Origin of the sequence: Pseudomonas sihuiensis (assembly GCF_900106015.1) — a bacterium.
GTDB lineage: Bacteria > Pseudomonadota > Gammaproteobacteria > Pseudomonadales > Pseudomonadaceae > Aquipseudomonas > Aquipseudomonas sihuiensis.
Genome location: NZ_LT629797.1, coordinates 3,308,995 through 3,321,366, shown reverse-complemented (window position 1 = coordinate 3,321,366; position 12,372 = coordinate 3,308,995). Strand labels below are relative to the sequence as shown.

Sequence of the window (12,372 nt, the reverse complement as noted above, 5' to 3'; positions counted from 1 at the left end):
AGAATGCGCGCCTCGGTTGAGACGAAAGGCTTAACCAACTGTTCTTTAACAACTGAATCAAGCAATTCGTGTGGGTGCTTGTGAGGTAAGACTGATAGTCAACTGATTATCAGCATCACAAAGCAACACTCGTTAATTCGAGAGTTACCTTTCATTAATTTGAAAGTTTTGCGATTGCTGAGCCAAGTTTAGGGTTTTCTCAAAACCCAAGCAGTATTGAACTGAAGAGTTTGATCATGGCTCAGATTGAACGCTGGCGGCAGGCCTAACACATGCAAGTCGAGCGGATGAGAGGAGCTTGCTCCTTGATTTAGCGGCGGACGGGTGAGTAATGCCTAGGAATCTGCCTGGTAGTGGGGGATAACGTTCCGAAAGGAACGCTAATACCGCATACGTCCTACGGGAGAAAGCAGGGGACCTTCGGGCCTTGCGCTATCAGATGAGCCTAGGTCGGATTAGCTAGTTGGTGAGGTAATGGCTCACCAAGGCGACGATCCGTAACTGGTCTGAGAGGATGATCAGTCACACTGGAACTGAGACACGGTCCAGACTCCTACGGGAGGCAGCAGTGGGGAATATTGGACAATGGGCGAAAGCCTGATCCAGCCATGCCGCGTGTGTGAAGAAGGTCTTCGGATTGTAAAGCACTTTAAGTTGGGAGGAAGGGCATTAACCTAATACGTTAGTGTTTTGACGTTACCGACAGAATAAGCACCGGCTAACTTCGTGCCAGCAGCCGCGGTAATACGAAGGGTGCAAGCGTTAATCGGAATTACTGGGCGTAAAGCGCGCGTAGGTGGTTCGTTAAGTTGGATGTGAAAGCCCCGGGCTCAACCTGGGAACTGCATCCAAAACTGGCGAGCTAGAGTACGGTAGAGGGTGGTGGAATTTCCTGTGTAGCGGTGAAATGCGTAGATATAGGAAGGAACACCAGTGGCGAAGGCGACCACCTGGACTGATACTGACACTGAGGTGCGAAAGCGTGGGGAGCAAACAGGATTAGATACCCTGGTAGTCCACGCCGTAAACGATGTCAACTAGCCGTTGGGTTCCTTGAGAACTTAGTGGCGCAGCTAACGCATTAAGTTGACCGCCTGGGGAGTACGGCCGCAAGGTTAAAACTCAAATGAATTGACGGGGGCCCGCACAAGCGGTGGAGCATGTGGTTTAATTCGAAGCAACGCGAAGAACCTTACCTGGCCTTGACATGCTGAGAACTTTCCAGAGATGGATTGGTGCCTTCGGGAACTCAGACACAGGTGCTGCATGGCTGTCGTCAGCTCGTGTCGTGAGATGTTGGGTTAAGTCCCGTAACGAGCGCAACCCTTGTCCTTAGTTACCAGCACGTTATGGTGGGCACTCTAAGGAGACTGCCGGTGACAAACCGGAGGAAGGTGGGGATGACGTCAAGTCATCATGGCCCTTACGGCCAGGGCTACACACGTGCTACAATGGTCGGTACAAAGGGTTGCCAAGCCGCGAGGTGGAGCTAATCCCATAAAACCGATCGTAGTCCGGATCGCAGTCTGCAACTCGACTGCGTGAAGTCGGAATCGCTAGTAATCGTGAATCAGAATGTCACGGTGAATACGTTCCCGGGCCTTGTACACACCGCCCGTCACACCATGGGAGTGGGTTGCTCCAGAAGTAGCTAGTCTAACCTTCGGGGGGACGGTTACCACGGAGTGATTCATGACTGGGGTGAAGTCGTAACAAGGTAGCCGTAGGGGAACCTGCGGCTGGATCACCTCCTTAATCGAAGACATCAGCTTCTTCATAAGTTCCCACACGAATTGCTTGATTCATAGTCGAAGACGATGCTGTAACGCGACCCTGTTATAGGTCTGTAGCTCAGTTGGTTAGAGCGCACCCCTGATAAGGGTGAGGTCGGCAGTTCAAATCTGCCCAGACCTACCAATTGCTTGGTGCAGAAGATTACGGGGCCATAGCTCAGCTGGGAGAGCGCCTGCCTTGCACGCAGGAGGTCAGCGGTTCGATCCCGCTTGGCTCCACCACTCTCTACGCGGTTACGGTGAGAAGAGAAAGAGTTCAGAAATGAGCGCTTCAGGTTTGGCCTGTTGAGTGCTGATTTCTGGTCTTTTGATCGGTACGAATATCGTTCTTTAAAAATTTGGATATGTGATAGAAGTGACTGATTAATTGCTTTCACTGGCAATTGATCTGGTCAAGGTAAAATTTGTAGTTCTCAAGACGCAAATTTTCGGCGAATGTCGTCTTCACGATTGAGACAGTAACCAGATTGCTTGGGGTTATATGGTCAAGTGAAGAAGCGCATACGGTGGATGCCTTGGCAGTCAGAGGCGATGAAAGACGTGGTAGCCTGCGAAAAGCTTTGGGGAGTCGGCAAACAGACTTTGATCCAGAGATCTCTGAATGGGGGAACCCACCCGGCATAAGCCGGGTATCTTGTACTGAATCCATAGGTGCAAGAGGCGAACCAGGGGAACTGAAACATCTAAGTACCCTGAGGAAAAGAAATCAACCGAGATTCCCTAAGTAGTGGCGAGCGAACGGGGACTAGCCCTTAAGTTGATTTGAGTGTAGTGGAAGGCTCTGGAAAGTGCCGCCGTAGTGGGTGATAGCCCCGTACACGAAACGCTCTTATCAATGAAATCGAGTAGGACGGGGCACGAGAAACCTTGTCTGAACATGGGGGGACCATCCTCCAAGGCTAAATACTACTGACTGACCGATAGTGAACCAGTACCGTGAGGGAAAGGCGAAAAGAACCCCGGAGAGGGGAGTGAAATAGAACCTGAAACCGTATGCGTACAAGCAGTGGGAGCCTACTTAGTTGGGTGACTGCGTACCTTTTGTATAATGGGTCAGCGACTTATATTCAGTGGCGAGCTTAACCGAATAGGGGAGGCGTAGCGAAAGCGAGTCTTAATAGGGCGCTTTAGTCGCTGGGTATAGACCCGAAACCGGGCGATCTATCCATGGGCAGGTTGAAGGTTAGGTAACACTGACTGGAGGACCGAACCGACTACCGTTGAAAAGTTAGCGGATGACCTGTGGATCGGAGTGAAAGGCTAATCAAGCTCGGAGATAGCTGGTTCTCCTCGAAAGCTATTTAGGTAGCGCCTCGTGTATCACTGCTGGGGGTAGAGCACTGTTTCGGCTAGGGGGTCATCCCGACTTACCAAACCGATGCAAACTCCGAATACCAGCAAGTGTCAGCACGGGAGACACACGGCGGGTGCTAACGTCCGTCGTGAAAAGGGAAACAACCCAGACCGTCAGCTAAGGTCCCAAAGTTATGGTTAAGTGGGAAACGATGTGGGAAGGCTTAGACAGCTAGGAGGTTGGCTTAGAAGCAGCCATCCTTTAAAGAAAGCGTAATAGCTCACTAGTCGAGTCGGCCTGCGCGGAAGATGTAACGGGGCTCAAACCATACACCGAAGCTACGGGTTCATCCTTTGGATGAGCGGTAGAGGAGCGTTCTGTAAGCCTGTGAAGGTGAGTTGAGAAGCTTGCTGGAGGTATCAGAAGTGCGAATGCTGACATGAGTAACGACAATGCGAGTGAAAAACTCGCACGCCGAAAGACCAAGGTTTCCTGCGCAACGTTAATCGACGCAGGGTTAGTCGGCCCCTAAGGCGAGGCAGAAATGCGTAGTCGATGGGAAACGGGTTAATATTCCCGTACTTCTAGTTACTGCGATGGAGGGACGGAGAAGGCTAGGCCAGCACGGCGTTGGTTGTCCGTGTTTAAGGTGGTAGGCTGGTTTCTTAGGTAAATCCGGGAGATCAAGGCCGAGAGCTGATGACGAGCGTTCTTTTAGAATGCGAAGTGGTTGATGCCATGCTTCCAGGAAAAGCTTCTAAGCTTCAGGTAACTAGGAACCGTACCCCAAACCGACACAGGTGGTTAGGTAGAGAATACCAAGGCGCTTGAGAGAACTCGGGTGAAGGAACTAGGCAAAATGGCACCGTAACTTCGGGAGAAGGTGCGCCGGTGAGGGTGAAGTATTTACTACGTAAGCCCATGCCGGTCGAAGATACCAGGCCGCTGCGACTGTTTATTAAAAACACAGCACTCTGCAAACACGAAAGTGGACGTATAGGGTGTGACGCCTGCCCGGTGCCGGAAGGTTAATTGATGGGGTTAGCGCAAGCGAAGCTCTTGATCGAAGCCCCGGTAAACGGCGGCCGTAACTATAACGGTCCTAAGGTAGCGAAATTCCTTGTCGGGTAAGTTCCGACCTGCACGAATGGCGTAACGATGGCGGCGCTGTCTCCACCCGAGACTCAGTGAAATTGAAATCGCTGTGAAGATGCAGTGTATCCGCGGCTAGACGGAAAGACCCCGTGAACCTTTACTATAGCTTTGCACTGGACTTTGAGCTTGCTTGTGTAGGATAGGTGGGAGGCTTTGAAGTGGGGACGCCAGTTCTCATGGAGCCAACCTTGAAATACCACCCTGGCAACCTTGAGGTTCTAACTCTGGTCCGTTATCCGGATCGAGGACAGTGTATGGTGGGTAGTTTGACTGGGGCGGTCTCCTCCCAAAGAGTAACGGAGGAGTACGAAGGTGCGCTCAGACCGGTCGGAAATCGGTCGTAGAGTATAAAGGCAAAAGCGCGCTTGACTGCGAGACAGACACGTCGAGCAGGTACGAAAGTAGGTCTTAGTGATCCGGTGGTTCTGTATGGAAGGGCCATCGCTCAACGGATAAAAGGTACTCCGGGGATAACAGGCTGATACCGCCCAAGAGTTCATATCGACGGCGGTGTTTGGCACCTCGATGTCGGCTCATCACATCCTGGGGCTGAAGCCGGTCCCAAGGGTATGGCTGTTCGCCATTTAAAGTGGTACGCGAGCTGGGTTTAGAACGTCGTGAGACAGTTCGGTCCCTATCTGCCGTGGACGTTTGAGATTTGAGAGGGGCTGACCTTAGTACGAGAGGACCGGGTTGGACGAACCTCTGGTGTTCCGGTTGTCACGCCAGTGGCATTGCCGGGTAGCTATGTTCGGAAAAGATAACCGCTGAAAGCATCTAAGCGGGAAACTTGCCTCAAGATGAGATCTCACTGGAGCCTTGAGCTCCCTGAAGGGCCGTCGAAGACTACGACGTTGATAGGTGGGGTGTGTAAGCGCTGTGAGGCGTTGAGCTAACCCATACTAATTGCCCGTGAGGCTTGACCATATAACACCCAAACAATCTGCGAAGGCATAGGCCGGAGACAGAGGGTGTCGATGGTGAAGTCGACAGAAAGCCGAAAATTTGCAAGAACTACAAATCATCTATCACGTATCCAAGGGATAGCGCCTAATCGCGAGATCCCAACCGAATTGCTTGACGACCATAGAGCGTTGGAACCACCTGATCCCATCCCGAACTCAGTAGTGAAACGACGCATCGCCGATGGTAGTGTGGTGCTTCACCATGTGAGAGTAGGTCATCGTCAAGCTCCTATACGAACGCCCTGATCAGGTAACTGATCAGGGCGTTCTTCTATCTGCGCAAAAATGGCGCGTGGCGGTGAGAGTCCCGGAGTGCCGGCCACCGGGACGCCGGCCGAATCATCGTCAAGCTCCTATACGAAACCCCAGATCGCCTAGCGGTCTGGGGTTTCTTCTTTGCGGCGTGGAAAACAACGCTTCGTAGGGTGCGCTGCGCGCACCGCTGATAACGCGGTTGGCGCATCCTGCGGTTGATCCGCTGTAGTGGTCTGCTGATTCCGGACACCAATTTAGGCGAAAATCCTCGCCACTAAGAGGTGTTCGATGAGTAAGCAACGACGTACGTTTTCTGCCGAGTTCAAGCGAGAGGCTGCGGTCTTGGTGCTGGATCAAGGCTACAGCCATATCGAGGCCTGCCGTTCGCTGGGCGTCGTGGACTCGGCATTGCGCCGCTGGGTGAAACAGCTCCAAGAAGAGCGCCTCGGCGTCACCCCGAAAAGCAAAGCATTGACTCCCGAACAGCAGAAAATCCAAGAGCTGGAAGCCAGGATCGACCGACTGGAACGGGAGAAAGCGATCCTAAAAAAGGCTACCGCTCTCTTGATGTCGGACGAGTTCAATCGTACGCGCTGATAGACCAGTTGAGTGAGCGGGAGTCGGTGGAAGTGATCTGTTCAGCCTTCGACGTGGTGCGGTCTTGCTACTACGCCCATCGTCTACGGCGCTGCCGTGTTGATGCGCGCCGCGTTGCACTGCGCAGTCAGGTCAATCAGCTGTTCAACCAGAGTCGAGGATCGGCTGGTAGCCGAAGCATTCTGGGCATGCTGCGTGAGGATGGCGTAAGCATTGGCCGCTTTCGCGTGCGTCGGTTAATGCGCGAGTTGGGCCTGGTCAGCAAACAACCAGGCTCGCATGCGTACAAGCAGGCTACGGTTGAACGGCCAGATATCCCGAACCGGCTGAACCGTGCGTTCGCCACCGAACGACCCAACCAGGTCTGGTGCGGCGATATCACCTACATCTGGGCGCAAGGCCGCTGGAATTACTTAGCGGTGGTGCTGGATCTGCATGCACGACGAGTAATTGGCTGGGCATTCTCCGCCAAGCCGGATACGGAGTTGGTCATCAAGGCGCTGGATATGGCCTACGAGCAACGAGGCAAACCGCAGCAGGTGCTGTTTCATTCCGATCAGGGCAGCCAGTACGCCAGCCGCCTGTTTCGGCAGCGGTTGTGGCGATATCGGATGGAACAGAGCATGAGCCGTCGAGGTAATTGCTGGGACAATTCACCGATGGAGCGGTTGTTCCGGAGTCTGAAGTCGGAGTGGGTTCCGCCGACCGGTTACCTGACAGCTCAGGAGGCTCAGCGGGACATCAGTCATTACCTGATGCACCGCTACAACTGGATCAGGCCACATCAATTCAACGACGGGCTGCCGCCCGCCGCTGCCGAAGAAAAACTTAACCCACTGTCCGGGATGGGTTGACCACTACACCGCTGACGCTTCGCGAGCAGAGCTCGCTCCTACGGGTCATCAGCGCTCGCCTCAGATGTAAGCTTTACAGGCATCAATAGAAAGGTCTCCTTGACGGTGGTCTTGTCGCCGTTGACTTTTATTGGCGGCTCTTTCAGTCGGATCTTGCACCATGGAAGTTATCTTTCCCCTGTGCGGCTTTCTTCTGCTTGCCGTTTTCTATGCAAGCTGAAGCCTCGTCGTTATCATGCCAGCCTTGTTCGTGGCGGGGCCTGGCATGCTGGAATTGTTGAAACTTCTACAGGATGGTCGATTCCATTCCGGTGAAGCCCTGGGGGCGAAGCTTGGGATAAGTCGCAGTGCCATCTGGAAGCAACTGCAAGGCCTGGAGGCCGAGCTGGGGATCGAGGTGTTCAGGGTTCCTGGTCGGGGCTATCGGTTGTCTTCGCCCATGACCTTGCTAGATGCCCAAGAGATATCTCATGGTGCTGATGGCTTGGATTGGCCGATCACTGTCGAGTCCAGCGTGGACTCTACGAACGCCGAGATCTTTCGTCGCCTCGATGCTGGAGTGCGTGCGCCTTTCGTTCTGCTTGCTGAGCGTCAGACCGCTGGGCGCGGCCGGCGGGGGCGGGTCTGGGCCAGTCCTTTTGCCGAGAACCTTTATTGCAGCGTCGTTCTGCGTGTAGATGGTGGCATGAGTCAGGTGGAGGCCTTGAGTCTGACTGTAGGCCTTGCTGTCGCTAAGGCGCTGCAATCCATTGGCATCGACGGTGCGCGACTGAAGTGGCCGAATGATGTGCTGGTCGAGGGGCGCAAGATATCCGGAATTCTCCTAGAGCTGGCCGGGGATCCGGCAGATGTCTGTCACGTTGTGATTGGTGTCGGTATCAACGTCAATATGGCGGTCGATGTGCCTGCTGTTATCGACCAGCCCTGGACCTCAGTGCGCCAGTGCCTTGGGCGCGTGCTCGACCGTAATGAGTTGGCCGCCAAGTTGTTGTTGCAGCTTCGAGATTGCCTTTCCATTCATTGGCAGCGCGGGTTTGCCGGTTTGCGCGAGGAGTGGGAAGCGTTGCATGCGTGGCGCGGGCGGTCTGTGGCGTTGACGGCAGGAAACAATGCGACTCTGGGTGTCGTGCTTGGGGTTGATGAGCGAGGCGCTATTAGGCTGAGCGTGGATGGCGTCGATCGCGCCTTCAGTGGGGGCGAGTTGAGCCTGAGGTTGCAACATGATTCTTGAGCTCGACTGCGGTAATAGCTTTATCAAGTGGCGGGTGATCTCCGTGGATGGAACGCAGCGCCTTCTTGCTGGCGTGGTCGACTCCGATGCCGCTCTCTTCGAGTCGTTGGCAGTTGCGCCTGGGTTGCGGGTAAGTCGCTGTCGCTTGGTTAGTGTGCGTAGTGACGCCGAGACCGAACAGTTGGTTGCACGTCTGCGTGAGTCCTTGGGGGTGGATGCGGTATGCGCTCAACCTGCCAGTCAGGTCGGGGTTGTGCATAACGGTTACGAAGACTTCCGGCGTCTTGGTCTGGATCGTTGGTTGGCTGTGCTGGGCGCCTATCATCTAGGGCAGCGTGCTTGTCTGGTGGTGGATCTGGGGACAGCGGTGACCGCTGACTTCGTTTCTGCCTCAGGTATGCACCTGGGCGGCTTCATTTGCCCGGGTTTGCCGCTCATGCGTGATCAGTTGAGCACGCACACGCGGCGTATTCGCTACGACCGGCAGGTGGCTCTCGCTGCTTTGCAGGAGCTGGAGCCTGGGCGCTCCACTGCGGAGGCTGTCGAGCGAGGGTGCGTATTGATGTTGCGCGGTTTTGTTGCCGAGCAGTTGCTGCAGGCGCAGGCTCGTTTTCCTGAGGGTTTCGAGGTCTTCCTGACTGGAGGCGATGCGGATCTGGTGCGAGATGTGGTCCCGGGAGCGCAGGTTGTTCCTGATCTGGTATTTGTCGGGCTGGCTATCGCCTGTCCCTTGAGCTGAGGCGAGGTATGCGTTGGTTTCTGCTATTGCTCCTGCTACTTAACGCCTTCTATTACGTCTGGCATCAGCAGCAGGCTCCCTTACGTGCCAAAGAGGTGGCTCCAGCAGGTGCTTATCAGGCGGCGCGTAAAGATATCCGTTTGTTGAGTGAGGCGGATGCGCCGCGCTCGCGTGCAGATTCGTCGACACCGGCTGATGCGGCTGTTCCTGATGCGGCTGTTTGCCTCTATCTAGGGAGTTTCGAAGAGGAGTCGAGGGCCAGGGTTGTGGAGCAGCGTCTGTTGAGTTTGGACATACAGGCTGAAGTGCGCGGTGTCGATGCGGCGGCGGGGGTCGAGTATTGGGTTTATCTGCCGCCTCTGGCTTCCCGTCAGGCCTCGCTGAGGCAGTTGCGCGAACTGCAGGCCCGCCGTATCGATAGCTACATCATCACTCAGGGCGAGCTGGCGAATGGCATATCGCTCGGCATATTCCCTCGCAATGACTCGGCCAATAGCGTCATGCAGCGTTTGCGGGATGTGGGTTACGAGCCGCAGATTCGCGAGCTCTCGCGCGCGCATCGCAGTTTCTGGGTGCGCGTTGCTCCGGAAAGTCGGCGCTTGGCAGATGAATTTTTGCTTGGGCGGCTCGCGGGTGACTTCGCAGGTTTGCAGCATCAATTAATGCCTTGTGAAGGCGTTGCATTGCTCCAGTAGTTTGCATAGAATGGCGCCCGCTTCGCAGGGTGGTCAAAGTTGGTTCCCGACGAAGATGTTGTCAAAGTAGCTAACCTCAAGATTTTAATGAGAAAAAGCTTGACAGCAGGGTGGCAGATCTAGAAAATGCCGCCTCACTTTGGAGGGGTTCCCGAGCGGCCAAAGGGATCAGACTGTAAATCTGACGTCATCGACTTCGAAGGTTCGAATCCTTCCCCCTCCACCAGATTCAGCGTGAGCTGCAAGCTCCGCGGGTATAGTTCAGTGGTAGAACCTCAGCCTTCCAAGCTGATGATGCGGGTTCGATTCCCGCTACCCGCTCCAGTTTGTGGTTGGCGCAACAGAGTTTGGCTCATGTAGCTCAGCTGGTAGAGCACACCCTTGGTAAGGGTGAGGTCAGCGGTTCAAATCCGCTCATGAGCTCCATCTAATGAAGGCAGATATGAAAGTATCTGCCTTTGTTTTAATGGCGGCATGGCTTGCTCAATTCTTCGCTAGGAGACGGTCAAGATGGCTAAAGAAAAATTCGAACGTAACAAACCGCACGTCAACGTTGGCACCATCGGTCACGTTGACCACGGTAAAACCACTCTGACCGCTGCTCTGACCCGTGTCTGCTCCGAAGTTTTCGGTTCCGCTCGCGTTGACTTCGACAAGATCGACAGCGCCCCGGAAGAGAAGGCTCGTGGTATCACCATCAACACTGCCCACGTAGAGTACGATTCCAACATTCGTCACTACGCGCACGTTGACTGCCCGGGTCACGCCGACTACGTGAAGAACATGATCACCGGTGCTGCCCAGATGGACGGCGCGATCCTGGTCTGCTCGGCTGCCGACGGCCCGATGCCGCAAACTCGTGAGCACATCCTGCTGTCCCGTCAGGTTGGCGTACCGTACATCGTTGTCTTCCTGAACAAGGCTGACATGGTTGACGACGCTGAGCTGCTGGAGCTGGTCGAGATGGAAGTTCGCGACCTGCTGAGCACCTACGATTTCCCGGGTGACGACACTCCGATCATCATCGGCTCGGCGCTGATGGCTCTGAACGGCCAGGACGACAACGAGATGGGCACCACTGCCGTCAAGAAGCTCGTCGAGACTCTGGATACTTATATCCCTGAGCCGGTTCGTGCCATCGACAAGCCGTTCCTGATGCCGATCGAAGACGTATTCTCGATCTCCGGCCGCGGTACTGTAGTGACCGGTCGTGTAGAGCGCGGTATCGTCCGTATCCAGGAAGAAATCGAAATCGTTGGTCTGCGTCCGACCACCAAGACCACCTGCACCGGCGTTGAGATGTTCCGCAAGCTGCTGGACGAAGGTCGTGCTGGTGAGAACTGCGGCGTGCTGCTGCGCGGCACCAAGCGTGATGAAGTCGAGCGTGGTCAGGTTCTGGCCAAGCCGGGCACCATCAAGCCGCACACCAAGTTCGAAGCTGAAGTGTACGTTCTGTCCAAAGAAGAAGGTGGTCGTCACACCCCGTTCTTCAAGGGCTACCGTCCTCAGTTCTACTTCCGTACCACTGACGTGACCGGTTCGTGCGAACTGCCGGAAGGCGTTGAGATGGTAATGCCGGGCGACAACATCAAAATGGTTGTTACCCTGATCAAGCCGATCGCCATGGAAGATGGCCTGCGTTTCGCAATTCGCGAAGGCGGCCGTACCGTTGGTGCTGGCGTGGTTGCCAAGATCGTCGAGTAATCGGTTGATCTGTTCCTCTCAGGCCGGCATAATGGTCGGCCTGATTTTGCTTTAGGTCAGTAGCTCAATTGGCAGAGCGGCGGTCTCCAAAACCGCAGGTTGGGGGTTCGATTCCCTCCTGACCTGCCATTTTCTAACGAATCTGGCGTGTCTTTCACAGGATCCTCTCGAATGAATGTTAAGGCTGAAGCCAAAGACTCTCGCTTTGATCTGGTCAAGTGGCTGGTTGTCGCTGCCCTGGTTGCTGTGGGTGTTGTCGGTAATCAGTACTTCTCTGCTGAGCCGGTTCTGTATCGCGTTCTGGGCTTGGTTGCGTTGGGTGCTGTTGCTGCTTTCGTGGCGTTTCAGACTGCTCGTGGTCAAGCGTTCGCGGTGCTGCTGAAAGAAGCGCGTGTCGAGATTCGTAAAGTTGTTTGGCCGACCCGTCAGGAAACCATGCAGACCACTCTGATCGTGGTTGCGGTGGTCCTGGTGATGGCGCTGCTGCTGTGGGGGCTTGATTCCCTGCTCGGTTGGCTTGTTTCCCTGATTGTTGGTTAAGGGTGTCTCGTGGCTAAGCGTTGGTACGTCGTGCATGCCTACTCGGGTTACGAGAAGCATGTGATGCGCTCGCTCATCGAGCGCGTGAAACTGGCTGGTATGGAAGATGACTTTGGCGAGATTCTCGTTCCCACTGAAGAGGTGGTCGAGATGCGCAATGGTCAGAAGCGCAAGAGTGAGCGCAAGTTCTTCCCTGGCTATGTTTTGGTGCAGATGGAAATGAACGAGGCGACTTGGCACTTGATCAAGGATACGCCGCGCGTCATGGGCTTCATTGGTGGTACGGCCGACAAACCGGCGCCGATCACCGAGAAAGAAGCCGAAGCCATTCTGCGTCGTGTTGCCGATAGTGGTGACAAGCCCAAGCCGAAGACGCTGTTCGAGCCGGGCGAGATGGTACGAGTTGTCGATGGCCCGTTCGCCGATTTCGGTGGTGTGGTCGAAGAAGTGAATTACGAGAAGAGCCGCATCCAGGTTGCTGTGACCATTTTCGGTCGCTCCACCCCGGTCGAGCTGGAGTTCAGTCAGGTCGAGAAGGCATAACTGACAT

Annotated in this window: 7 protein-coding genes, 6 tRNA genes and 3 rRNA genes; all 16 read left to right on the top strand. The window is 54.9% G+C overall.

Translation table 11 applies throughout. From position 1 onward, the window contains the following. Positions 1-218: 218 nt before the first annotated feature. The 16 genes from BLT86_RS15770 to nusG all read left to right on the top strand — a co-directional run bounded on the left by BLT86_RS15770 (position 219) and on the right by nusG (position 12,365). Positions 219-1,755, top strand: a 16S ribosomal RNA gene (locus tag BLT86_RS15770). Between the two features lie 85 nt (positions 1,756-1,840). Continuing rightward, a tRNA-Ile gene (locus BLT86_RS15765) sits at positions 1,841-1,917 on the top strand. Between the two features lie 22 nt (positions 1,918-1,939). Next, positions 1,940-2,015 (top strand) — tRNA-Ala (locus BLT86_RS15760). A gap of 261 nt (positions 2,016-2,276) precedes the next feature. After that, positions 2,277-5,169 (top strand): 23S ribosomal RNA (locus BLT86_RS15755). A 149-nt stretch (positions 5,170-5,318) separates the two neighbouring features. Continuing rightward, positions 5,319-5,434 (top strand): 5S ribosomal RNA (gene rrf / locus BLT86_RS15750). Together the 16S, 23S and 5S rRNA genes with 2 tRNA genes alongside form the textbook arrangement of a ribosomal RNA operon. Before the next feature lie 316 nt (positions 5,435-5,750). Beyond that, a protein-coding gene (locus BLT86_RS15745) for an IS3 family transposase (RefSeq protein ID WP_086005915.1) occupies positions 5,751-6,913 on the top strand; the annotation gives its coding sequence in 2 pieces (ribosomal slippage) (positions 5,751-6,006 and positions 6,006-6,913; 1,164 coding nt in all). Between the two features lie 265 nt (positions 6,914-7,178). Continuing rightward, on the top strand, positions 7,179-8,144 hold the full coding sequence (birA, locus tag BLT86_RS15740; protein WP_017675630.1) for a bifunctional biotin--[acetyl-CoA-carboxylase] ligase/biotin operon repressor BirA: 966 nt from the start codon (positions 7,179-7,181) through the stop codon (positions 8,142-8,144). Continuing rightward, complete coding sequence (locus tag BLT86_RS15735) at positions 8,134-8,883, top strand: pantothenate kinase (RefSeq protein WP_017675629.1); 750 nt, start codon at positions 8,134-8,136, stop codon at positions 8,881-8,883. The genes birA and BLT86_RS15735 overlap by 11 nt, the downstream gene beginning before the upstream one ends. A gap of 8 nt (positions 8,884-8,891) precedes the next feature. Beyond that, positions 8,892-9,578 carry an SPOR domain-containing protein gene (locus tag BLT86_RS15730; protein ID WP_017675628.1) on the top strand — a complete coding sequence of 229 codons (687 nt, stop codon included), beginning with the start codon at positions 8,892-8,894 and terminating at the stop codon, positions 9,576-9,578. 141 nt (positions 9,579-9,719) lie between these two features. After that, a tRNA-Tyr gene (locus tag BLT86_RS15725) sits at positions 9,720-9,804 on the top strand. Positions 9,805-9,828: 24 nt separating this feature from the next. Further along, positions 9,829-9,902: transfer RNA gene (locus BLT86_RS15720), tRNA-Gly, on the top strand. A 26-nt stretch (positions 9,903-9,928) separates the two neighbouring features. Beyond that, a tRNA-Thr gene (locus BLT86_RS15715) sits at positions 9,929-10,004 on the top strand. Positions 10,005-10,088: 84 nt separating this feature from the next. Beyond that, positions 10,089-11,282, top strand: coding sequence for an elongation factor Tu (gene tuf / locus BLT86_RS15710; protein WP_017675622.1), 1,194 nt, complete (start codon positions 10,089-10,091; stop codon positions 11,280-11,282). A gap of 53 nt (positions 11,283-11,335) precedes the next feature. Beyond that, positions 11,336-11,411, top strand: a tRNA-Trp gene (locus BLT86_RS15705). 42 nt (positions 11,412-11,453) lie between these two features. Continuing rightward, positions 11,454-11,822 carry a preprotein translocase subunit SecE gene (secE, locus tag BLT86_RS15700; RefSeq protein WP_017675627.1) on the top strand — a complete coding sequence of 123 codons (369 nt, stop codon included), beginning with the start codon at positions 11,454-11,456 and terminating at the stop codon, positions 11,820-11,822. A gap of 9 nt (positions 11,823-11,831) precedes the next feature. Further along, positions 11,832-12,365, top strand: coding sequence for a transcription termination/antitermination protein NusG (nusG, locus tag BLT86_RS15695; protein ID WP_004373446.1), 534 nt, complete (start codon positions 11,832-11,834; stop codon positions 12,363-12,365). Positions 12,366-12,372 lie beyond the last annotated feature (7 nt).

Coding starts and splice junctions, on each gene's coding strand:
- birA (WP_017675630.1), top strand. CDS start 7,179: ATGCTGGAATTGTTGAAACTTCTACAGGATGGTCGATTCCATTCCGGT.
- BLT86_RS15735 (WP_017675629.1), top strand. CDS start 8,134: ATGATTCTTGAGCTCGACTGCGGTAATAGCTTTATCAAGTGGCGGGTG.
- BLT86_RS15730 (WP_017675628.1), top strand. CDS start 8,892: ATGCGTTGGTTTCTGCTATTGCTCCTGCTACTTAACGCCTTCTATTAC.
- tuf (WP_017675622.1), top strand. CDS start 10,089: ATGGCTAAAGAAAAATTCGAACGTAACAAACCGCACGTCAACGTTGGC.
- secE (WP_017675627.1), top strand. CDS start 11,454: ATGAATGTTAAGGCTGAAGCCAAAGACTCTCGCTTTGATCTGGTCAAG.